The organism is Kytococcus sedentarius DSM 20547, assembly GCF_000023925.1.
GTDB lineage: Bacteria > Actinomycetota > Actinomycetes > Actinomycetales > Dermatophilaceae > Kytococcus > Kytococcus sedentarius.
Map to the genome: position 1 here is coordinate 2,167,765 of NC_013169.1, position 20,687 is coordinate 2,188,451.

At 70.9% G+C, this 20,687-nt stretch carries 20 protein-coding genes, 1 tRNA gene and 2 pseudogenes; 8 read left to right on the forward strand and 15 right to left on the reverse strand.

Annotated elements, in window-relative coordinates:
* Nucleotides 1–283: 283 nt before the first annotated feature.
* From KSED_RS10270 to rplJ, 3 genes are all read right to left on the reverse strand, one after another.
* On the reverse strand, nt 284–3,811 hold the full coding sequence (locus KSED_RS10270) for an ABC transporter ATP-binding protein (protein ID WP_015780027.1): 3,528 nt from the start codon (nt 3,809–3,811) through the stop codon (nt 284–286).
* Nucleotides 3,812–3,937: 126 nt separating this feature from the next.
* Nucleotides 3,938–4,327: a 50S ribosomal protein L7/L12 gene (gene rplL, locus KSED_RS10275; RefSeq protein WP_015780028.1), complete on the reverse strand. Its 390-nt coding sequence runs from the start codon at nt 4,325–4,327 to the stop codon at nt 3,938–3,940.
* 90 nt (nt 4,328–4,417) lie between these two features.
* A complete protein-coding gene (gene rplJ / locus KSED_RS10280) occupies nt 4,418–5,029 on the reverse strand; it encodes a 50S ribosomal protein L10 (RefSeq protein ID WP_015780029.1) in 612 nt (203 codons plus the stop codon).
* Between the two features lie 371 nt (nt 5,030–5,400).
* On the opposite strand from rplJ, the gene KSED_RS10285 reads away from it, so the two are divergent.
* Both KSED_RS10285 and KSED_RS10290 read left to right on the forward strand, forming a co-directional pair.
* A complete protein-coding gene (locus tag KSED_RS10285; protein ID WP_015780030.1) occupies nt 5,401–5,811 on the forward strand; it encodes a hypothetical protein in 411 nt (136 codons plus the stop codon).
* Nucleotides 5,808–6,452 (forward strand): hypothetical protein, encoded by a 645-nt coding sequence (locus tag KSED_RS10290; RefSeq protein ID WP_015780031.1) that lies wholly within the window; start codon nt 5,808–5,810, stop codon nt 6,450–6,452. Before KSED_RS10285 ends, KSED_RS10290 begins: the two co-directional genes overlap by 4 nt.
* 91 nt (nt 6,453–6,543) lie before the next feature.
* On the opposite strand, the gene rplA is transcribed toward KSED_RS10290, so the two are convergent.
* The 5 genes from rplA to KSED_RS10315 all read right to left on the reverse strand — a co-directional run bounded on the left by rplA (nt 6,544) and on the right by KSED_RS10315 (nt 9,316).
* Nucleotides 6,544–7,236, reverse strand: coding sequence for a 50S ribosomal protein L1 (gene rplA, locus KSED_RS10295; RefSeq protein ID WP_015780032.1), 693 nt, complete (start codon nt 7,234–7,236; stop codon nt 6,544–6,546).
* 99 nt (nt 7,237–7,335) lie between these two features.
* Complete coding sequence (gene rplK, locus KSED_RS10300) at nt 7,336–7,767, reverse strand: 50S ribosomal protein L11 (protein ID WP_015780033.1); 432 nt, start codon at nt 7,765–7,767, stop codon at nt 7,336–7,338.
* Nucleotides 7,768–7,898: 131 nt separating this feature from the next.
* Nucleotides 7,899–8,789 carry a transcription termination/antitermination protein NusG gene (gene nusG / locus KSED_RS10305; protein WP_015780034.1) on the reverse strand — a complete coding sequence of 297 codons (891 nt, stop codon included), beginning with the start codon at nt 8,787–8,789 and terminating at the stop codon, nt 7,899–7,901.
* A 115-nt stretch (nt 8,790–8,904) separates the two neighbouring features.
* The gene (secE, locus tag KSED_RS10310) at nt 8,905–9,201 is read right to left on the reverse strand and encodes a preprotein translocase subunit SecE (protein WP_015780035.1); all 297 of its coding nucleotides are present in this window, start codon (nt 9,199–9,201) and stop codon (nt 8,905–8,907) included.
* Between the two features lie 42 nt (nt 9,202–9,243).
* Nucleotides 9,244–9,316, reverse strand: a tRNA-Trp gene (locus KSED_RS10315).
* A 159-nt stretch (nt 9,317–9,475) separates the two neighbouring features.
* On the opposite strand from KSED_RS10315, the gene KSED_RS10320 reads away from it, so the two are divergent.
* Nucleotides 9,476–10,708, forward strand: coding sequence for a pyridoxal phosphate-dependent aminotransferase (locus tag KSED_RS10320; protein WP_015780036.1), 1,233 nt, complete (start codon nt 9,476–9,478; stop codon nt 10,706–10,708).
* 203 nt (nt 10,709–10,911) lie between these two features.
* Here the strand turns inward: KSED_RS10320 and KSED_RS10325 are convergent.
* The 3 genes and pseudogenes from KSED_RS10325 to KSED_RS15395 all read right to left on the reverse strand — a co-directional run.
* Nucleotides 10,912–11,199 (reverse strand): annotated as a pseudogene (locus KSED_RS10325) (integrase core domain-containing protein); the annotation flags it as partial.
* Between the two features lie 4 nt (nt 11,200–11,203).
* The gene (locus tag KSED_RS10330; RefSeq protein WP_081439838.1) at nt 11,204–12,643 is read right to left on the reverse strand and encodes an IS30 family transposase; all 1,440 of its coding nucleotides are present in this window, start codon (nt 12,641–12,643) and stop codon (nt 11,204–11,206) included.
* A 50-nt stretch (nt 12,644–12,693) separates the two neighbouring features.
* Nucleotides 12,694–13,580: pseudogene (locus KSED_RS15395) on the reverse strand (IS3 family transposase); the annotation flags it as partial.
* A 147-nt stretch (nt 13,581–13,727) separates the two neighbouring features.
* Here KSED_RS15395 and KSED_RS10345 point away from each other — a divergent pair.
* From KSED_RS10345 to KSED_RS15400, 3 genes are all read left to right on the forward strand, one after another.
* On the forward strand, nt 13,728–14,105 hold the full coding sequence (locus KSED_RS10345) for a DUF4267 domain-containing protein (protein ID WP_015780038.1): 378 nt from the start codon (nt 13,728–13,730) through the stop codon (nt 14,103–14,105).
* On the forward strand, nt 14,102–14,713 hold the full coding sequence (locus tag KSED_RS10350) for a TetR/AcrR family transcriptional regulator (RefSeq protein ID WP_015780039.1): 612 nt from the start codon (nt 14,102–14,104) through the stop codon (nt 14,711–14,713). Before KSED_RS10345 ends, KSED_RS10350 begins: the two co-directional genes overlap by 4 nt.
* A gap of 223 nt (nt 14,714–14,936) precedes the next feature.
* Nucleotides 14,937–15,182 (forward strand): hypothetical protein, encoded by a 246-nt coding sequence (locus tag KSED_RS15400; protein ID WP_015780040.1) that lies wholly within the window; start codon nt 14,937–14,939, stop codon nt 15,180–15,182.
* 118 nt (nt 15,183–15,300) lie between these two features.
* Here the strand turns inward: KSED_RS15400 and KSED_RS10360 are convergent, their stop codons facing one another.
* A complete protein-coding gene (locus KSED_RS10360; RefSeq protein ID WP_015780041.1) occupies nt 15,301–16,653 on the reverse strand; it encodes an ISL3 family transposase in 1,353 nt (450 codons plus the stop codon).
* 301 nt (nt 16,654–16,954) lie between these two features.
* Here KSED_RS10360 and KSED_RS10365 point away from each other — a divergent pair, with 301 nt between their 5' ends.
* On the forward strand, nt 16,955–17,404 hold the full coding sequence (locus tag KSED_RS10365; protein ID WP_015780042.1) for a hypothetical protein: 450 nt from the start codon (nt 16,955–16,957) through the stop codon (nt 17,402–17,404).
* On the forward strand, nt 17,394–18,494 hold the full coding sequence (locus KSED_RS10370) for an adenosine deaminase (protein WP_081439840.1): 1,101 nt from the start codon (nt 17,394–17,396) through the stop codon (nt 18,492–18,494). Before KSED_RS10365 ends, KSED_RS10370 begins: the two co-directional genes overlap by 11 nt.
* A gap of 8 nt (nt 18,495–18,502) precedes the next feature.
* Here the strand turns inward: KSED_RS10370 and KSED_RS10375 are convergent, their stop codons facing one another.
* From KSED_RS10375 to KSED_RS10385, 3 genes are read right to left on the reverse strand one after another with little or no spacing between them, the layout of a single operon-like run.
* Nucleotides 18,503–19,654: a UDP-N-acetylmuramate dehydrogenase gene (locus tag KSED_RS10375; RefSeq protein WP_015780044.1), complete on the reverse strand. Its 1,152-nt coding sequence runs from the start codon at nt 19,652–19,654 to the stop codon at nt 18,503–18,505.
* Entirely contained in the window at nt 19,651–20,115 is a 465-nt protein-coding gene (locus tag KSED_RS10380) for a MaoC/PaaZ C-terminal domain-containing protein (RefSeq protein WP_015780045.1), read from the reverse strand. Before KSED_RS10380 ends, KSED_RS10375 begins: the two co-directional genes overlap by 4 nt.
* Nucleotides 20,115–20,657 (reverse strand): FAS1-like dehydratase domain-containing protein, encoded by a 543-nt coding sequence (locus KSED_RS10385; RefSeq protein WP_015780046.1) that lies wholly within the window; start codon nt 20,655–20,657, stop codon nt 20,115–20,117. The genes KSED_RS10380 and KSED_RS10385 overlap by 1 nt, the downstream gene beginning before the upstream one ends.
* Between the last annotated feature and the right edge of the window lie 30 nt (nt 20,658–20,687).

Genomic DNA, 20,687 nt, shown 5'->3' on the forward strand with positions numbered 1-20,687 from the left:
CACGCGGAGCGGAGGAGCCGGCGGACATCTGGCGCGCGAGCGTCATGAGGAGAGATAGAGGGCAAGGGCAGCGCAACGAGTTAGAGTACACGACCACCCCGGACACGTCAACAGACGACGGAGCGCCGCCGCGGCCCCCTCGCGCCGGCCCCGCGTCCAGGACCCACCCCGGTCCCTCATGCGTGCTCCGTGAAGCGCTTGAACTGTGCCCCACGCCACCCTGCCGGGTCAATCCGACACGCAGGCGCGTGGCGCCGGTGTCGGGCCGTCGGGCCGCTACAGGTCAGCCGGCGAGGTGGCCCCAGCGGTCGCGGAGCTGCTCCCAGGGTCCGGCGGCCACCATCCGACCGGCCACCAGGACGACCACCCGGTCCGCCCGGGACAGCGCCGCGCGCTTGGAGCTGGCCCCCACCACCGTGGAACCGCGCTCCTGGAGGGCACCCCACAACTCGAGCTCCGTGCGGGCGTCCAGGGCGCTCGAGACGTCGTCGGCGAGCACCAGCTCGGCGTCGGCGGCGAGGGCCCGGGCCAGGGCGAGCCGCTGGACCTGGCCGCCGGACAGGCGGACGCCCCGGTGCCCGACCAGGGAGTCCACTCCCCCGGCCTGCGACACGTCCGGCCCGAGACGAGCGACGTCGATCGCCCCCTCCAAGGCCCGCTCGTGGTCGAGCCGGAGGTTTTCCGCGAAGCTCCCGGACATCACGCGCGGGACCTGGGCCACCCAGGCCACCCGTCCGGGCCGGAGGAAGGTCTCCGGCTCCTCCACCACCTCGCCGTTCCACCGGATCGTCCCGGTCCCGTACTCGAGCCCGGCCAAGCCGCGCAGCAGGCTGGACTTCCCCGAGCCCACCGGGCCGACCAGGAGCACCAGCTCCCCGGGTCCGACACGGAGGTCAACCCCCTCCACGCCCACGGTGCCGTCGTCGTGCACCACCGAGAAGTCCTCGAGCTCCAGCTGCCGCAGGGGGGCCCGCGGCAGCTCGACCGGGCCGGGGGCGGTCCCGGCCTCCAGGTCGACCCCCTCGGGCAGCCGGACCAGGTCCCGACCTGCGGCGAACTCGTGGGTCGCCTGCTGCCAGGAGCGCACCCCCGGCGCCTCGGTCACGACGGCCCCGGCGACCTGGCCGAAGTAGACGAACCCGAGCACGGTGCTGGCCACCAGCAGAGTGGTCGACAGGTCCCAGATCCCGCGCACGTGGGCCCACCAGGCCCCGACGGCAGCGGCCTGGAGCAGGGTCGGCGGGAGTCCCATGAGGGCCGCGGAGACCCGGTGCTCCAGCACCGCGGCCTCCACCCGCCCCCGGTCGAGCTCGAGCAGGTGGGCGCGCACCTGCGGCATCCGTCCCGCGAGCTTGACGGTGCGGGCGGACTCCAGCGCGGAGCCCACGGCACGCCCGAACTCGGCCCGGAGAGCCGAGGCGCGTGTCGCGGAACGCCCCGCGACGGGCCGACCGAGGGCCGAGACCAGCGCCGAGGCCACCATCACCACCAGGAGGAGCAGCCCGCTGGTGACGTGCCCGGAGACCACCGCGGTGAACACGACGACGAGCAGGCCGTTGCAGACGTCGACCCACCGGTCGGTGTACCGGACGTAGCGGTCGGCGTCCATGGCGCGGGCGACGACCTCCCCGGCCGGCTCCTTGGCCGTGCGCCGCTGGTCGGTCTGCCCCACCAGGACGTTCATCCTCACCCGGAGCATGAGGTCGACCCACCAGCGGGGGTAGCGCAGGACGCCGGCTGCGAGCAGCAGCGGGGCGGCCAGGAGTGCCACGACGATGACCCCCACCCAGAACCAGGGGCTCTCGCCGGCCTGGAGGGTCTCCACCAGACGCCCCCAGGCCCAGGCCGTTCCGGCCCCCACGGCTCCGGTCAGCGAGAGGAGGAGGAAAAGGAGCACCGAGAGCAGTCCCCACTCCGGCCGGGTGGTGATCGCCCGCCAGACCGCACGGGCCAGCGCCGGCGCTCGGCCGGCGACACGGCTGGGTGGGGGCGTCGTCACCCGTCGGGCGGTCCCGATCCCCCGCCCAGCGTCCTCCTGGGCCGCACCTGCGGGCGGTGCGACGAGCTCGGCCGAGGACGCCGGGGGCTCCTCCCCCACCTCCCGCTCCGCCTCGCTCGCCGCGGAGAGCAGGTCCCGGAAGTGCCCCTCCTGCAGGGACAGGTCGGCGTGCGAGCCGAACTGAGAGATCCGGCCCGCGTCGAGCACCGCCACGAGATCAGCCCGCTCGATCGTGCCCAGCCGGTGGGCCACGAGGATGCCGGTGCGGCCGGTCAGGAGCCGCTCGGAGGCCCGCACCACCCGTTGCTCGGTGAGCGGGTCCATGCGGGCCGTCGCCTCGTCGAGCACCACCACCCGGACGTCGCGGATGAGCAGGCGGGCGAAGGCCAGGAGCTGCTCCTCTCCCGCCGACAGGGTCAGCCCGCCGGGACCGAGCGGCGTGTGGATGCCCTCGGGGAGGGCTGCCACCCAGTCGGTGAGTCCCAGCTCAGCGACCACCGCCTCGACCTCGTGGTCCGGCCGGTCGTCGAAGAGAGTGATGTTCTGGGCCAGCGTGCCGGCGAGGACCTCGGTGCGCTGCGTGACCGTGCCCACCGTCTCCCGCAGGGAGGCCAGGTCCGTGTCCGTGACGTCCTGTCCCCCGAGGAGGACCGTCCCGGCAGGCGGTTCGATCGCCCGGGTCACCATCGAGGCCAGGGTGGACTTGCCGGAGCCGGTGCGCCCGACGAGGGCCAGGGTCTGGCCCGCCGGGAGGTGCAGGTCGATCCCCTGCAGGGCGAAGGTCCCCTCGCCGTAGGAGAAGGTGAGATCCCGGACGGTGAGGTCCAGCGGCCCCTCGGGGACCGGCGCACCGCCCGCCGGCTCCGGCTCGGAGTCCATGATCTGCCGCACCCGGATCACCGCCCCCATGCCCGCCTGCAGGTCCGGGAGGCGCTCGGCGAGCTGCGACATCACCCCCACGAAGCGGCTGCTCACCAGGAAGAGCGTGACCAGCGCCGACACCCCCAGGGCCCCGCCCTCCACCGCCAGGGCGCCCCCGACCACCAGGAGCACCATGAGGAGCTGCAGGGTCAGGCCGCTGCGGAGGATCACCGTGATCTCCTGGCGCAGCACCGCCAGGAAGCGCCGGTGGACCTCTGCCGAGAGCTCGGCCAGGCGACGCACCGCGAAGGGCTGCCCGAGGCTCGTGCGCAGGTCGTCCCGCGCGGCGATCCCCTCCTCCAGCGCCGCGGCGTGGGCGGTGAAGGCGGCCTCCTCGTGCACCTTGAGCTCCGCGATCCGGGGGAGCAACGGACGGATGACCACGAGCGTGAGCACCCCGATGGCCGGGAAGAGGAACCATGCCGGCCACCAGGTCAGCCCCGCGACCACCCACATCGGGACGATCGTCACGAGGGTCGACAGGACACCCCAGAGGATGTCCCGGCTCAGGGAGCCGATCTCGTAGGCGTCGTCGTCGATCCGGTCGAGCAGCTCGCCGACGGCCTGGTCCCCGAGCGCGGAGACCGGCTGGGCGGTGACGGCACGCAGGACGTCCCGTCGCAGCTCCCCCTCGGCCCGGTCGACCTCCCCCACCCAGAGCACGCGTCCCAGCGCGTCGAGGAGGGCGCCCCCCACCAGCGCCAGCGCCAGCCAGCCGACCAGGCCCATGCGGGCGTCCTCGGCGAGCCGGCCCGCCAGCACCGCCCCGACCGACTGGCCGACGCCACCCACCGTGAGCACGAGCAGCGCCCCTGCCGAGACCGGGGTGGCCAGCCGCCGCCAGGTCACGGGGCGGGGCGGGGTGGTGGGCACGTCGGCGCTCGGAATCACCCGCGCACAGTAACCCCCCCTCCGACACGCGCACCGCATTTTCCCCACCCCGGACACGCCACGGGCGGGCCCCCCGCAGTGGGGAGCCCGCCCGTGGACGGAGAGGGGGTCAGCGACCCCCGGAGATCACTTGACCTCGACGGTGGCGCCAGCGCCCTCGAGGGCCTCCTTGGCCTTGTCGGCCTCCTCCTTGGAGACACCCTCCAGGACGGCCTTGGGGGCGCCGTCCACGAGGTCCTTGGCCTCCTTCAGACCCAGGGAGGTCAGACCGCGCACCTCCTTGATGACGCCGATCTTCTTGTCACCGGCGGCAGCCAGGATGACGTCGAACTCGGTCTTCTCCTCGGCGGCGTCACCGGCGTCACCGGCAGCGGCCGGGGCGGCACCGGCGACCGCGACCGGGGCGGCGGCGGTGACCTCGAAGACCTCCTCGAACTGCTTCACGAACTCGGAGAGCTCGATGAGGGTCATCTCCTTGAACTGCTCGATGAGCTCGTCGTTGCTGAGCTTGGCCATGATGGCTTCCTTTCGTTCCTGCCGTGAGTGGCGTTGCCCGGGATCGGGCGGTGTTTCAGGGGGCTGATGCGCGGGAGGGGTCCCGGGCGATCAGTTGTCGTCGCCACCCTCGGCGACGTCGGTGTCGGTCTGCTCGTCCGCGGCCGGGGCCTCGGCGGAGTCGGCGGGGGCGCCGGAGACCGGGCCCTCCGTCTCGACCTTGGCGCGCAGGGCCTCGGCCAGGCGCGCCATCTGGGCCGGGGCGCCGTTGAGCAGCGCCGCGGTGTTGGCCATCGGAGCCTTCATCGCGCCGGCCAGCTTGGCCAGCAGGACCTCGCGGCTCTCCAGGCTGGCGAGCTTCGTCAGGTCGTCGGCCGTGTAGGCCTGACCGTCGACGAGACCGGCCTTGATGACCAGAGCCTCGTTCTCCTTGGCGAAGTCACGCAGGCCCTTGGCCACCTCGACCGCGTCACCGGTGACGAAGGCGATGGCGGTGGGGCCGGACAGGTAGCCGTCGAACGCGTCGACGCCCGCCTCGGCCGCCGCACGGGCGGTCAGCGTGTTCTTCACCACGGAGTACGTCGCGTTGCCGCGGAGCGCCTTGCGGAGCTCCGCCATCTGCGCCACGGTCAAGCCGCGGTACTCGGTCAGCACGGCCGCGTTCGAGTCGCGCAGCTGAGACGCGATCTCGGCGATGACGGCATCCTTCTGGGGATTCGCCATGTGGGCCTCCTTACAGTGGTGGTGCCGGGCCCCACGAACGAAAAAACCCCGTGCGCAGGCACGGGGCAAACTCCCGCGGATCGTGCACGTCACCTCCTGGGAGGGAACGTGACGGCTCCACCGGAACTCGTCTCACACCTACGCGGGTCGTCCGTCGAGCGGAACCTTCGATGGTGTCCGGCATGCCTCTGCACCGAGGACTCACAGCAGAACACCAACGACCGGCGGTCATTGGTCCAGCCAACGATAGCCGCCTGTGCGCGCCAGCGCAAAGCCGGGGCGCGGGGCAGGGGGTGACCCAGCATCCCGAACCCCTGGTCGCTGTCAACGGTGGGTTGACAACGGCACGCACTCCTCGACACGCTTGCCCCATGGCTCCCCGTCTCGTCACCGTCGTCGCGTTCGTCGCACTCACCGTCGTCAGCACCCTGCACCCCACGCTGGCGGACGGGGGGTTGTGGGGCCGGTGGGCCACTGCTGCCCTCGGGGCCCTCGCGACCCTCGTGGGTGTCTGGTGCGCACCGCTGTTCGCCGCCGACGGCGCCCTGCCCGGCACCCTCTTCGCCCGGTGGCGCCCGGAGTGGGACCGACCCAAGACCCTCCAGGTGCTCTCGGGAACCATCGCCACCGCAGTCCTGGTGCTGGCGCTGCAGTTCCAACCGGGCACGGCAGCCATCCTGGGGATTGCCGTCGCGATCGGGGTGGGGGCGCTGCTCCCCGCGCCGGGTAGGGTCGACGCCCAGCACGACGCCGCCAACCCGCACGCCCACCGCGACGCGTGACCGACGCTGGAGCCGCCGACCACACCGCGGCCGTCGACGCCGTGCGCCGTGCCCTGGCCTCCCGTGAGGCTGCCCTTGCCGCCGGGGCCCGCGCCGAGCAGGAGCTGGTCGATGCAGTGCACGCGGCCCGCCGCGTGGGGCTCAGCTGGCAGCAGCTCGCTGACCTGCTGGGGGTCACCCGCCAGGCGGCGGCCCAGCGGTTCGGTGGGGGGCCCACCGACGCCCCACCGGTCCCCGGCCGTTCCCCCATGTACGACCACGGGGGACCCGTCGACGACCCAGTCGGTGACCGGGTGGGACGCTTGGCCACCACGGCCCTCGAGCGCCTGCTGGAACACGACATCGCCACCCTGCGGCGTCTGCTCAGCAGCACCGCCCGGCGACAGCTCACTCACCAGGTGCTCTCGGAGCTCGCCGAAGAGCTGCCCGACGCCGTGGGCCCCGTCTGGCGGCTGGAACCGCCCACGACCCACACGCCGGAGGGGGCCGTCCCTGCCACCGGGGCGCTGCCGCTGGTCGCCCGCATCGAGCTCGTGGCCGAGCACGGCCGCCCCGTCGCCCACGTCCTGGTGGGCCGCGCGGGCAGCATCGCCGGTCTCAGCATCCGCCCCTCGGACGCCCACGAGAGCTGGCCCCTCTGAGCGGCGGACGCACCGGAGCCCGCCCCACCGTTCGGTGGGACGGGCTCCGGTCAGTGCGGCGGTGCCGCGGTGCGCCGGGCGACGCGGTGGGTCACTCGCTCTTGGAAGCGATCTCCAGCGGGATGCCGGGGCCCATCGTCGTGCTCAGCACGGCGCGGGTGATGTAGCGACCCTTGGAGGCCGACGGCTTCAGACGCATGATCTCGTCCATCGCGGCGTCGAAGTTCTCCACCAACTGCTCAGTGGGGAAGGACGACTTGCCGATGATGAAGTGCACGTTGGCGTGCTTGTCGTTGCGGAACTCGATCTTGCCGCCCTTGATGTCGTTGACGGCCTTGGCGACGTCCATGGTCACCGTGCCGGTCTTCGGGTTCGGCATCAGGCCACGGGGACCCAGCACCTTGCCCAGACGACCGACCTTGCCCATGAGGTCCGGGGTCGCGACGACGGCGTCGAAGTCGAGCCACCCGCCGGCCACCTTCTCGATGAGCTCGTCGGAGCCGACGTGGTCGGCGCCCGCCTCACGCGCGGCCTCGGCCTTCTCGGCGTTCGCGAAGACGAGCACGCGGGCGGTCTTGCCGGTACCGTTCGGCAGGTTGACGGTGCCGCGGACCATCTGGTCGGCCTTGCGCGGGTCGATGCCCAGGCGCAGGGAGACGTCGACGGTGGAGTCCCACGTGGTGGTGGAGATCTCCTGGGCCAGGGCGATCGCCTCGGCGGGGGCGTAGGCCTTGCCGGCCTCGATCTTCTCCGCTGCGGCGCGGTAGTTCTTGCTGCGCTTCATGATTCTCCTGATGTGCGTGGTGGGAGTTCGTGGTCGTGCGGGCCAGCGCTGGCCCTACCACTGGGGGTGGGCCGGTGCAGGTGCACCGGCACGGGGGCCTCAGCCCTCGACGGTGATGCCCATGGAGCGGGCGGTGCCGGCGATGATGCGCTTGGCCATGTCGAGGTCGTTGGCGTTGAGGTCGGCCATCTTCAGCTCGGCGATCTCGGCGATCTGGGCGTCGCTGATCTTGCCGACCTTGGTCACGTGCGGCTCACCGGAACCCTTGGGGACGCCCGCAGCCTTCTTGATGAGCTGGGCGGCCGGCGGGGTCTTGGTGATGAAGGTGAAGGAGCGGTCCTCGTAGACCGTGATCTCCACCGGGATGATGTTGCCGCGCTGGTTCTCCGTCGCAGCGTTGTACGCCTTGACGAAGTCCATGATGTTGACACCGGCGGCACCGAGGGCCGGGCCGACCGGGGGCGCCGGGGTGGCGGCACCGGCCTCGATCTGCAGCTTGATGAAGCTGGCGACCTTCTTCTTGGGAGCCATGTGAGTTCCTCTTTCGTTGTGGGCCGACGCCGTGGGCGATGACCCGGTTGCATGACCACCGTCGCGCACGGTGGCTGGTCAGGACCCGTGGAGGGTCCGGCGGCGCGGGGCACGGGGCCCCGCTGCCCGCATCAGATCTTGGCGACCTGGTTGAACGCGAGCTCGACCGGGGTCTCCCGGCCGAAGATCGAGACCAGCACCTGCACCTTGCGTGCTTCGACGTTGATCTCGGAGATCGTGGCAGGAAGGGTCTCGAACGGACCCTCCATGACGGTGACGGCCTCGCCGACCTCGAAGTCGACGAGTGGCATCTGGGGGGTGCCGGACTTCGGCTCCACCGTGGTGGCGCCCTCCTGGGAGCCGGCAGCGGCCTGGGCCTGCGACTCGAAGTCGGGGGCCAGCATGTCGAAGACCTCGCCGAGGCTCAGCGGCACCGGGTCAGTGGCGTTGCCGACGAATCCGGTCACACCCGGGGTGTTGCGGACGGTGCCCCAGGAGGCGTTCGTCAGGTCCATGCGCACCAGGCAGTACCCGGGCATGCGGACGCGCTCGACGGTCTTCTTCTGGTTGTTCTTGATCTCGGTGACCGTCTCCATGGGCACCTCGGCCTGGAAGATGTAGTCCTCCATGTTCATGGAGACCGCACGCTGCTCCAGGTTGGCCTTCACCCGCTTCTCGTAGCCGGCGTAGGTGTGGAGCACGTACCAGTCACCGAACTGGCCACGCAGCATGTCGCGGAACTCGGCGGCCTGGTCCTCGGCGGTGGGGGTGGCGTCCTCGTCGGACTCCCCCTCGGCGGCAGCCTCGTCGGTCGCGTCCCCCTCCGCGTCGGCGGCGGACTCGTCAGCGGCGTCGGCAGCGGCCTCGTCGTCCGCGGCGTCCACGGAGTCACCCTCGGGGGCCTCGTCGGGCTGCGGGGCAGCGTCAGCCCCGGCCACCTCGACCTCATCGGCCACGGTGGCCTCCTCGACGGCCTGGTCGGCCTCGACCTCGGTCGCCGGATCGGGCGTCTGCTCGGACATGCTCTGGTACCTCCACGTGAACTGATGGCCGATTGCCGTGGACGGCGCCCACGTCGGCCGCGGCCCTGGCGGGCCTGCTGGCGGCAGCCCCCTACTCAGGGGCCCGCGCCCGGTCTCAGCCGAAGACGAAGCTGATGAGGCGCGAGAACAACTGGTCGAGTCCGAACACGAACGCCATGAGCACCACCACGAACACGATCACGACGATGGTGTAGCTCACGAGCTCGTCCCGCGTCGGGCGGACGATCTTCCGCAGCTCATCGATGACCTGCTGCAGGAACAGCACGACAGCACTGGAGAAACGGGAAATCGGGTTGTTGCCGCGGGGTTTGCGCTCCCGCAGGGGCACCTCGGCGTTCGGATCGGCCGGGGCCGGGCCGCGCTCGGCAGTAGCCGGGCTGTGCTCGGTCACGGTGGACTCCTTCACGTACTGGTGCCGCGGGGACGGACTGCGCAGGGCATGAGGGACTCGAACCCCCAACCCCCGGTTTTGGAGACCGGTGCTCTACCAATTGAGCTAATGCCCTTCGACGTCCGGGTGGGGTGGACGTCGAGGCGGCGCATCGCGTCGATGCACCGACCGGGCACTCTACTGCAGTCGCGGGGCGGATTTCCACCCGGCCCCCGTGACGGCCCCCTCATGCAGCACTCAGGAACTCCTCATGGCCGGCTGCCAGAATGTCCCCATGACACCGGACCAGTCCGCACCGCAGCAGCCCGCCCGCGTCTCCCGCCGCATCGGCGCGATCGCCGAATCCGCGACGCTGGCGGTCACCGCCAAGGCGAAGGAGCTCAAGGCCCAGGGCCGGCCCGTCATCGGCTTCGGCGCCGGCGAGCCCGACTTCCCGACCCCGGACCACGTGGTCGAGGCCGCGGCCGCGGCCTGCCACGACCCGGCGAACCACCGATACACCGCTGCCGGCGGCCTGCCCGAGCTGAAGCAGGCCATCATCGAGGCCACCGCGCGCCACTCCGGACTGGAGCTGACGCCCCAGCAGGTGCTGGTGACCAATGGCGGTAAGCAGGCCGTCTACAACACCTTCGCCGCCCTCATCGACCCCGGTGACGAGGTGCTGCTGCCCGCGCCCTACTGGACGACCTACCCGGAGTCCATCGCGCTGGCGGGCGGGACGCCCGTCGAGGTGTTCGCCGACGAGACCCAGGAGTACAAGGTCACCGTCGAGCAGCTCGAGGCCGCCCGCACCGGGAAGACCAAGGCCCTGGTGTTCGTCTCCCCGTCCAACCCCACCGGCGCCGTGTTCACGCGCGACGAGATGGAGAAGATCGGCCGCTGGGCCCTGGAGCACGGCATCTGGGTGGTGACCGACGAGATCTACGAGCACCTCGTCTACGGCGACGCCGAGTTCCACTCGGTGCCGGTCGTGGTGCCGGAGCTGGCCGACACCTGCGTGGTGCTCAACGGGGTGGCCAAGACCTATGCGATGACGGGCTGGCGCGTGGGCTGGATGGCCGGCCCCGCCGACATCATCAAGGCCGCGACCAACCTGCAGTCGCACGCGACCTCCAACGTGGCCAACGTCTCCCAGCGCGCCGCGATCGCCGCCCTGAACGGCGGGCTGGAGGACGTGCACCGTATGGGCGAGGCCTTCGACCGCCGTCGCCGGACCATGGTGGCGATGCTCAACGAGATCGACGGGGTGGAGTGCCCGATCCCCGAGGGCGCCTTCTACGCCTACCCGTCGGTCAAGGGTGTTCTGGGCAAGCAGATCCGCGGCCAGCGTCCGCAGACCTCCTTGGAGCTGGCCGAGCTGATCCTCACCGAGGCCGAGGTGGCCGTGGTGCCGGGCGAGGCCTTCGGGCCGTCGGGCTACCTGCGCCTCGCCTACGCACTGGGCGACGAGGACCTGGTGGAGGGCGTGGCCCGGATCCAGCGCTTGCTGGCCGAGGCGAGGGACTGACCGGCGCGCACGACGCGCGACACCCAAGGGCCGGTCACCACGTGCCATGTGGTGACCGGCCCTTGGGTGTCGTGCGGGGCCCGAAAGGACGGGCCGCGCGGTCACGGGGTCACGACCGCCCATCCGGCGCTGAGCGGTGACTCACTCGCCATACGAGCAGACGGGACTGCTGTAGGTTCGGTTGACACTTCGGGTGTGGTGTTTCAGGCCGCGTGAGCGGGCCAGTAGATGGTCTCAAACTCGATCGGGGTGGTCTTGCCCAGAGCCCGTTGCCGGCGTCTGCGGTGGTAGGTCCGCTCGATCCAGGTGACGATGGCCAGCCGGAGCTGCTCCCGGGTGGCCCAGCGGCGGCTGTTCAGGACGTTCTTCTGCACCAGGGCGAAGAAGGACTCCATCGCGGCGTTGTCCGCGCTGGAAGCCACCCGACCCATGGACCCGGTCAGGCCATGCCGGTGCAGCGCGCAGAGGTACGTGCGCGACCGGAACTGGGCGAGTTCAACCTGTCGATGCAACACCGGGTTGTTGAAGGGAGCGTAGTTGCTCGTCGAAGACCTCGGCGGGGGTCTTCCACCCGAGGACCTTGCGGGGGCGGTTGTTGAGGGTGTACGCGACGGCCTCGAGGTCTTCGGCCGACCAGCGCGACAGGTCCGTGCCTTTGGGGAAGTACTGCCGCAGCAGCCCGTTGGTGTTCTCGTTGGTCGGCCGCTGCCAGGGCGAGTGCGGGTCGGCGAAGAACACCTTGGTGCCGGTCTCCAGCGCGAACGTCGCGTGGCCGGACAGTTCCTTGCCGCGGTCCCAGGTGATGGTCTTGCGCAGCTGCTCGGGCAGCGTGGTCATCGACGCGGTCAGCGCGGCGTTCATCGCCACGGCACCGTAGCCACCCAGCGCTGGCCCGTTCTTCACGTACGGCGTCTCGCCATGGCCTTCCATGCGCGGCAGGTGCACCAGCAGGGTGGCGCGGCTGCTGCGTTCGACGAGGGTGCCGATCGCCGACCTACCGGTTCCGATGATCAGATCGCCCTCCCAATGTCCGTGCACCGCCCGGTCATCGGCCTCGGCCGGACGCTCGGACAGGACCACATCAGCGGTGACATGCCCCTGCGCCTTGTTCCGGGACCGCTCCCGCGGACGACGCAGAGCCCGGCCGGTGCGCAGGCAGGCGACCAGTTCGCGCTGGAGCGCGCCGCGGCCCTGGATGAACAGCGACTGGTAGATCGCCTCGTGGCTGATGCGCATGGACTCATCATCGGGGAAGTCGACCTTCAGACGCTGGCTGATCTGCTCCGGGCTCCATGCCCTCGACCAGCGACGATCCGCCCGGCGGGCCTTGTTCAAGCCCTTCCATGCCGGTGGTGTCGGACCATCGACGAACGTGCCGTCAGGTCGACGGATGCTGCCAGCGAGCCGCTCTTGGACGTACTCCCGCAACCGGTCGTTCTTGACGAGCTTCGCGGTCTTGGGACGCTTCGCAGCCTGCTGAGCCTTCCACTGCGCCACCACCGCCCGGTACTCCTGCTTCCCGCTCCTGGTCGCGGCGTTGCGGCGCAGCTCACGCGAGATCGCCCCAGGGTCACGGCCGATCGCGCGCGCGATCTCGCGCACGCCCTGACCTCGGGCGCGCAGGATCGCGATCTCCTCGCGTTCCTCGAAAGACAGGTAGCGGCCGGTGGGTTCAACCAGCGAGATCGGTGGCATGCCGCCAGCGTGACGAAACCAGCGAGAACCGACCGGCACGGACACGCCCACCCTCACCGCAGCCTCGGCCGAGGTGATACCCGTGGCGATCAATCGCCAGAACTGACGCTGGACCGCACGCGAGGGCTCAGGCCGGCCCGGCGAACGCATCGGCGGGCGCAACGCCCGATCAGCACGCCACTGTCGACGAAGCCCCTCCGGCACATCGCTGGTCTTCCTGCTCCAGTCCACCGTCGCCATCCCTGACCACCTCCGCACTGAAGGTGTTGCGACGACCAGTTGAATCCACCCTGGCTGCCCCGGTCGGCGTGGACCACGCACCCGGCGGTGGTGTCGCGGCCCCGGCGGGCGATGGCCATCTCCAGGGCGTCGACGGCCAGCTGGGAGGTCATCCGGTCATTGATGGAGTACCCCACGATCCGCCGTGACCAGACGTCCTTCACGGCGCACAGGTACAACTTCCCCTCGGCCGTGGGGTGCTCGGTGATGTCGGTCAACCACAACCGACTCGGGGCCTCGGCGGTGAAATCGCGCTGGACGAGGTCGTCGGGGACCGGCGGGCCGGGCTTCTTCCACCGACCCCGGGTACGGGAGTGCGCGGAGACGATCTGCCCCTGGTGGCAGATCTTCCACACGCGTCGCTCAGACAGGGCATGACCGGCGTCCGCGAGTTCATCAGCGATGAATCGATACCCCAGTCCAGGGTCCTCGGCGTGGATCTCGTACGCGGCGTTCATCGCGTAGGCATCCACCAGGTCCCGGTCGCTGACCGGGTGGGCACACCAGGCGTAGAACGCCTGCGGGGAGAACTTCAGCACCCGGCAGGTCACCGTGACGGGGATCCCGTCAGCGGCAAGGTCACGGACCAGCGGGTAGGTCACTTTGGGGACTGGCCCAGCTTCAGGTTCGCCTGTGACAGGTACGCCGCTGCTCGGCGCAGGACCTCGTTCTCCTGCTCCAGCAACCGGTTACGGCGCTTCAGGGCACGCACCTCCTCGGACTCGGCCACCGTCACGCCCGGACGGGCGCCGTCCTCGACGTCGGCCTGGCGGAGCCAGTTGCGCAGGGTTGATTCCGAGATCCCGAAGTCTTTCGCCGTCTGCGCGATCGACGCCTCGCCACGACGGGCGACACCGATCACGTCGTCACGGAACTCCTTGGGGAGAGGTGCAGGCATGGTGACATCCTTCCAGCAGGGACCCAGTCCCCACAGATCAGGTATCAACCAAACCCTCAGCAGTCCCCCGGCCGAACCGCGCTCACGATGTCCGGCCGAACCTGTGCCTGTCATTGACAGAAGATCTATCACCGATAACCTGGTGCCATGATCTTCACGGGCCTCGTCATCACCGCTCTATCCGGTCTGGCCATTGCCGCCATCGGCTTGATGTACCTTCTCGCACCCAGGGCCGCCGCCACCTCCTTCGGACTCACGGAGATCCCCGAGTCCAGCAGCACGCCCTGGCTGCGAATCAAAGGAGTGCGCGATGCAACCTGCGGTGTCGTCGCTGGGGTGCTCCTGCTGACCGCCCCCCTCGACACAATCGGATGGGCTGTGCTCGCGTTCGCACTCATCCCACTCGGAGACGCAGCAACGGTTCTCGCCTCACGAGGAAGTCGGCTGGCCGCGTGGTGCATCCACGCGCCGACCGCCCTGCTCATGATTGTCGGGGCCGCCCTCCTGATTATGGGGTCCCGATGAACAGCCGCAGCACCGATACGACACCGCGCGAACGCCGAAAACTCGCCCGTCGCCAGCAGATCATCGAGTTGGCTCGCCAGATAGCCGAAGCAGACGGCTGGGAGGCGGTCACGACTCGTCGACTCGCGGACGGCATCGACTTCAGCCAACCGGTGCTCTACCAACACTTCTCCAGCCGCGAAGATGTGATCCGGACCGTCACCCTCCAAGGGTTCGCCGACCTCGAGCAACGCGTCCGCGCTCTCGACGCCGGAATCGGCGAACGCCCTGGCCTCGAAGCGGTATGCCACACCTATCTCGGCTTCGTGCGCGAGCATCCGCGCCTATACGAGGCCATGTTCACGAACCCCACGCCACTACCCTTTGCGGACACCCATACTCCACCTGAACTCACCGGCGCGTTCAACGCGCTCACGGAGCATGTGGCTCGCCAAGCGCCTCACATCGACGACGCGGTAGCCGCAGCCGAGCTCCTGTGGGCCTGCTGTCACGGCCTGGCCACACTCCAGGCATCTGCGCGCATTCCCGCAGATCGCATCGATGAACACATCGGCCACATCGACCGGATGATCACCCGCCGGGGCACGCAGGGCGAAGACCCAGCGTGAACCCAGGCCGGCTGGGCCTGCCCCTCCCAGCCAGCACGTCTGGGCCAGAATCAACTACACGTTGAACCGGAACTCCACCACGTCGCCGCAGATACCAACCTCTGTGAACCCGGCGAATCCCCAAAAATGACGGCCCTCGACTGGCTCGGCAATTATCGAGCTCGCCGAGCGGGGGGCGCAACCCAGGTTGACAACCCGTCACTTAGCAACGTAGGTTGACGGCATGGACTCTCCGCGGATCGCAGCAGTAGCAGCCGATACCAGCGACCCGAAAGCAGGATTGCGGGCCGTAGCGTCCTTGCGCGTACTCGCGGACACCTTGGAACTTCGACAGGTCGAGGCCGCGTTGCGCTCGGGCATGAGTTGGCAGGAGATCGCCGACGCGCTCGGAGTGACGCGACAAGCCGCCCACAAGAAGCACTCCAAAAGAATTGACCCAGCGATCTCGACACCCAGGAGGAACAGATGAACAAACTCGTCCGCGCCGCTCAAACCAGCCAATCGCTGTCCCTGGCCGCCATGGAGGAAGCATCCCGGCTCGGGCTCCGCGAAGCCGACATCGACCACCTGTTCCTCGCATTGGTGGCTCATCCCAATCCAGGGTGGGTTCGGAAGCCGCCTGTCTCGAGCAGGCTGCGGGCGATGTAGTTGGTGAGGTTGCGGAAGCCGAGGGCGGAGCCGCGTAGGTGTTCGAGGCGGCCGTTGAGGGCTTCGGTGGGTCCGTTGGAGGTACCGGGCCGCTCGAAGTAGGCCAGGACGTCGGCGGCGCGCTGGTTCAGGGTCCGGCCGAGGCGACGGAGCTCGACGAGGGCCGCGGGCACGCCGTCGCGGAGGGCGTCGATGACGGCGGTCATCGCCGCGCGGGCGGTTGCCCGGTCGGGGTGTCGGTAGGCGGCGATCATCCGTTGCAGGATGCCCCACGTGGCCTCGACCTCGACGTGGTCGGGGTTGGTGAACAGGACGATGAGTCGTTCTCGTTGGCGGTCGGTGAGCAGGTCCTCTCCGGTGTGTAGGGTGCGCCGGGCCCGGTAGAGCGGGTCGTTCTTGAGGCCGCGGTGGCCGTGGAGGTCTTGTTGGACCCGGCGGCGGCAGGAGTCCAGGGCGTCCCCGGCGAGGCGCACGACGTGGAAGGGGTCCATCACCGCGAGGGCGCACGGGAGCTCTTCGGCGGCTGCGGTCTTGAAGCCGGTGGGGGCACCGCCCGCTGCGATACTCCGCGTCAGCGGCGCAGCCGGGGGAAACCCATCCATCGCGACCACCTCCACGGCGTCACGCCACGCCTGTGGCCGCTCGGCGAGCCAGGTCTTGAACGCGGCCTTGGACCGGCCTTCGACCATGTCCAGCAACCGGGCGGGGCCGGTGTCGTCTCGGATCGGGGTGAGGTCGATGATCACGGTGACGTACTTCTCGCCCTTGCGCGTGTGCCGCCACACGTGCTCGTCGACCCCGACCACCTTCACCCCCTCGAACCGGGCCGGGTCACCGATCAGGACGCGCCGGCCCTCGGCCAGGACGGCGTCGTTGGCGGTGTCCCACGCCACCGCCAACGCCTCGGCGACCCGAGCGATGGTCAGGTGCTGCACGACCAGCGCGAGCAACGCCCAGCGCAGCCCACCGCGGGAGATCTTGGCCCTCGGCTCCGCCGCCGCAGTGGTGTCCTGCCGCCACATCCGCGCGCAGCCGGTGCACCGGTACCGGCGGACCGCGACCAGCAACGTCGTGGGTCGCCACCCGAACGGCTCGTGTGCCAGGCGTCGCGTGACCACGTCGTGCACGGTCCCCTCACAGCCACACCGCCGGCACCACCGGTCATCATCGACGACCCGGCAGGCCAGCACCGCCCGGTCCGGCTCGAGGCGTTGCCCGGTCACCTCCAACCCGAGGCCGTCGAGGCGGCAGAACGTCGTCAGATCAGGCGTGGTGCAGGTACCGTCAGGCATGTCGAGGTCTTCCAGGTGGGGAGTGTGAGAACTCCCATCATGTGGAGACCTCGACGCCTACCCCAGGACCGACGCGCCGCCCCGCGACCCACCCTGGATTGGGAAGAGCCCTTTTCTCGTGATCCACTGTGCACACAGCACGCTAGCCACCCCCCCCGGTTGGTCAAGGACTCCATGAGGCAGCCAGGCCATTCGCACGGAAGGCAAAGCGTCCTCCACACGGCGAGCTCCCGAGGGAACAGGCGGCCGAACGGGGCCCACACCCCCTGCACCGCCGGGGCCGGGGTGACAGACTCGGGTCATGAGCAACGACACCTTCCCCCGCCCCGCCGAGAACCTCGACTCCGTCGACGGCTTGGTCGACCCGGACCAGGAGACCACCACTGACGGCACCCTGTCCTTCGACGACGAGCCCGACACCGCGGCCGAGGAGGTCGACGTCCAGCAGGAGTACGGCGAGGTCACCGCCGAGGACCTGAGCACCGACGAGCTCGTGCAGGACGGCAGCGAGCTGGTCGAGGACGCCGATGCCTCGGCCGACCTGGAGCTCACCGACGCCGATCCCGGGACCGACGACCAGGACCGGCTGGTGAACGAGCAAGCCGGCACGGGCTCCGGCGCCGGCGCGCCCAGCGACCCGAGCGTCGACCATACCGCCGCGGCGGACCCGAACGACCCCGTGGACCCCACCGGCACCGACGGCGGCAGCGCCGACGACGCGACCGAGGCACCCCTGGCGGATGAGGTCTGATCCCGCCACCCCCTCCGGCGGCCCGACCGACGAGGGGCTGGTGACCGGGGGGCTCGTCACCGCGGGCGACCCGGTGCTCGACCTCCCCAAGGCGCACCTGCACCTGCACTTCACGGGGTCGATGCGGATCGACACCCTGCGTGACCTCGCCCGCCAGAAGGGCATGCGCCTGCCGTCAGCCCTGGTGGACGAGTGGCCGCCGCGCCTGCGCGCCACCGACGAACGCGGGTGGTTCCGTTTCCAACGGCTCTACGACGCCGCCCGCGCCTGCGTCACCACCGAGGCGGACATGCGCCGCATCGTGCGCGAGGCCGCGATCGACGACGCCGCCGAGGGCTCCCACTGGCTCGAGATCCAGGTGGACCCGACCAGCTACGCCCCGCACGTCGGGGGCATCACCCCGGCCTTGGAGATCGTCCTCGACGAGGCCCGCCTGGCCAGTGCCGAGGAGGGGATCGGCGTGGCCGTCGTCGTGGCCGCCAGCCGCACCCGGCACCCCTACGACGCCCGCACCCTGGCCCGCCTCGCCGCGCAGTACGCCGGGGACGGGCCCGGCGAGGTGGTGGGCTTCGGCCTGTCGAACGACGAGCGCCGCGGCGACACCGCCGCCTTCGGCCGCGCGTTCGAGATCGCCCGCCGTGCCGGGCTGGCGTCCCTCCCCCACGCCGGGGAGCTGCTGGGCCCGCAGCACGTCACCGACGCCCTGGACTCGCTGGGCCCGGACCGGCTCGGGCACGGCGTGCGCTCGGTGGAGGACCCCGACGTGCTCGCCGAGGTGGTGCGCCGCGGCATCGCGCTGGAGGTCTGCCCGGGCAGCAACGTGGCGCTGGGCGTCTACTCCGCGCTCGCCGAGGTGCCCCTGCGCCGCCTGCTCGATGCGGGGGCGGTCGTCGCGCTCGGGGCCGACGACCCGCTGCTGTTCGGCTCCCGACTCGCCGACCAGTACGTGGCCGCACGCGACGTGCACGGCCTGGGCGCCGCGGAGCTGGGCGACCTCGCCCGGGCGTCGTTCACCGCCAGCCGGGCACCGCAGGAGGTGCGGGACGCCGCCGAACGCGGCATCAGCGCCTGGGTGGCCCAGCAGTCCTGACGGACGGGTCAGAGCTGGTGGCCGACGAACACCGGCTCGTTCACCAACCGCACCCCGAAGGCGTCCTCGACGCCCTCGCGGATCTCGCGCGCCAGATTGGCGACGTCTGCCGCGCGGGCGCCGCCCCGGTTCGTGATGGCCAGCGGGTGCTTGGTCGACAGGGCCGCCGGCCCCGGCATCGCGTAGCCCTTGCCGTAGCCGGCCTTGTCGATCAGCCACGCGGCACTGGTCTTGACCAGCCCCTCACCGGCGTCGAACTCCGGCGGCTCGGGCGCGTTCGGCCCCATCCGCTCGATGACGTGGGCCCGGACGTCGTCCATCTGGGCGGTCGTGATGATCGGGTTGGTGAAGAACGAGCCACAGGACCACGTGTCGTGGTCGTCGGCGTCCCAGACCATGCCCCGCTGGCGCCGCTGAGCCAGCACGGCCTCCCGAGCGTCCGCCAAGGGGACGCGCTCCCCCATCGCGACGTCGAGCCCCTGCGCCAGGGCGGCGTAGCCGACGGGCTGCGAGAGCTCGCTGCGCTCCAGGGAGAAGGTGACCGCCAGGACGACGTAACGCCCCGTCGACCCCTTCCGGGTGCGCTTGAACACCGAGTCGCGGTAGGCGAACCCGCAGTCGGCGGCGCTGAACCGCTCGAGCTCGCCCGAGTCACGATCCAGCACCTCCACCCCCGTGATCGTCTGCGAGACGTCCTGCCCGTAGGCCCCGACGTTCTGGATGGGGGTCGACCCGACACAGCCGGGGATGCCGGAGAGCGCCTCGACGCCGCTCCACCCCTGCTCCACCGCGTGGGCGACGAACCCGTCCCAGGGCTCTCCCGCGGCGGCGCGCACCAGGACGCGCTCGCCCGACCGGCCGGGCTCGCCACCGTCACCAGCGGGCCGCACCGCGTCCTCGAGCAGCTCGATGCCCCGCGTGGCGACCTGGACGACGGTGCCGGCAAAACCCGCATCGCTGATGACGAGGTTGGACCCACCGGAGACGAGAAGCAGGTCCTCCCCGGCCTCGTCCGCGGCGCGGACCGCGGCCACCAGGTCGTCGGTGCTCCCGGCGCGCACCAGGGTGCGGGCCGGGCCGCCCACCCGCAGCGTCGTCAGCGGCGCCAGCGGTGCGTCGTGCTCGACGGTCGAGGCCTCCGAGAGCGCGGGGGTGCTCATGCGCGGTCCCCGGAGAGGTCGACCACGGCGGTGGCCCTGCCCAGCACGGGCTTGGAGGCGCCCTCAGCGGTGACGGCGAGCTTCAGGGTGACCGTCTGGTCCTCGACGGCCTGCACGGTCGCCACCAGCGTCAGGACCGCCTCCCCGGGGTCCGGCACGACCACCGGCGCGGAGAAGCGCGTGGAGATCGAGGTGACCCGCGCGGGATCGCCCGCCCAGGACGCGATGCAGCTGGCGACCTGCCCCATCGTGAGCATGCCGTGGGCCAGGACGCCGGGCAGGCCGACCTCGGAGGCGATGCGGTCGCTCCAGTGGATGGGGTTGTGGTCACCCGACGCGCCGGCGTACGCGATGAGGTCCGCGCGCGTGAGGCGGATCGCCCGCTCGAGGACCTGGTCGCCCACGGTGAGCTCCGAGGCCTCCGGGGGGGTGGTGCAGGGGGTGTCGACGTAACGGGTCATCAGGCGTCCTTCCCAGCGGCGGGGGCGGCGTCCGGCGCGGACCCTGCGCCCTCCGGGGCGGGCTCCGGTGTCGTGGCGATGACGAGTGTGGAGGTACCGGTCGCCACGAGCTCGTCGGCGGCGTCCCGCACCTGCGTGGACAGCGACAGCATGCACGTGGTGCCGACCATCTTCGCGCTGGTCACCTCGGTGGTGGCGGTGAGCTCGTCGCCGGCGACGACGGGACGCTCGTGCGTGAACGCCTGCGCCCCGTGCACGACGTTCTGCAGCCGGATGCCCAGGTCGGGGTCGGCCAGCATCAGGAAGTCCGCGGCCTGCGTCACCTTCACGACGAAGGTCGGCGGCGCCACGAGGTCGCCGTAGCCCGCCGCCACGGCGGACTCCACGTGGTGGTGCAGCGGGTGCGTGGCACCCACCGCGCGGGCGAAGTCCCGGATGGCGGGACGCGCCACCTGGTAGGGGTCCGACAACGTCCAACGGCGGCCGCTGACCCGTTCGGCGAGGGTGCCGGGGGACGCGGCGGGGGTGTCCTGGGGCGTCATGCCCCAAACCCTATGCGACCGGGGACGCCG

Coding starts and splice junctions, on each gene's coding strand:
- KSED_RS10320 (WP_015780036.1), top strand. CDS start 9,476: ATGACACCGGACCAGTCCGCACCGCAGCAGCCCGCCCGCGTCTCCCGC.
- KSED_RS10380 (WP_015780045.1), bottom strand. CDS start 20,115: ATGACCCGTTACGTCGACACCCCCTGCACCACCCCCCCGGAGGCCTCG.
- KSED_RS10365 (WP_015780042.1), top strand. CDS start 16,955: ATGAGCAACGACACCTTCCCCCGCCCCGCCGAGAACCTCGACTCCGTC.
- KSED_RS10330 (WP_081439838.1), bottom strand. CDS start 12,643: ATGGCGACGGTGGACTGGAGCAGGAAGACCAGCGATGTGCCGGAGGGG.
- KSED_RS10345 (WP_015780038.1), top strand. CDS start 13,728: ATGATCTTCACGGGCCTCGTCATCACCGCTCTATCCGGTCTGGCCATT.
- rplK (WP_015780033.1), bottom strand. CDS start 7,767: ATGGCTCCCAAGAAGAAGGTCGCCAGCTTCATCAAGCTGCAGATCGAG.
- KSED_RS15400 (WP_015780040.1), top strand. CDS start 14,937: ATGGACTCTCCGCGGATCGCAGCAGTAGCAGCCGATACCAGCGACCCG.
- KSED_RS10285 (WP_015780030.1), top strand. CDS start 5,401: ATGGCTCCCCGTCTCGTCACCGTCGTCGCGTTCGTCGCACTCACCGTC.
- KSED_RS10375 (WP_015780044.1), bottom strand. CDS start 19,654: ATGAGCACCCCCGCGCTCTCGGAGGCCTCGACCGTCGAGCACGACGCA.
- nusG (WP_015780034.1), bottom strand. CDS start 8,789: ATGTCCGAGCAGACGCCCGATCCGGCGACCGAGGTCGAGGCCGACCAG.
- KSED_RS10385 (WP_015780046.1), bottom strand. CDS start 20,657: ATGACGCCCCAGGACACCCCCGCCGCGTCCCCCGGCACCCTCGCCGAA.
- KSED_RS10360 (WP_015780041.1), bottom strand. CDS start 16,653: ATGCCTGACGGTACCTGCACCACGCCTGATCTGACGACGTTCTGCCGC.
- KSED_RS10350 (WP_015780039.1), top strand. CDS start 14,102: ATGAACAGCCGCAGCACCGATACGACACCGCGCGAACGCCGAAAACTC.
- rplL (WP_015780028.1), bottom strand. CDS start 4,327: ATGGCCAAGCTCAGCAACGACGAGCTCATCGAGCAGTTCAAGGAGATG.
- KSED_RS10370 (WP_081439840.1), top strand. CDS start 17,394: ATGAGGTCTGATCCCGCCACCCCCTCCGGCGGCCCGACCGACGAGGGG.
- rplJ (WP_015780029.1), bottom strand. CDS start 5,029: ATGGCGAATCCCCAGAAGGATGCCGTCATCGCCGAGATCGCGTCTCAG.
- rplA (WP_015780032.1), bottom strand. CDS start 7,236: ATGAAGCGCAGCAAGAACTACCGCGCCGCAGCGGAGAAGATCGAGGCC.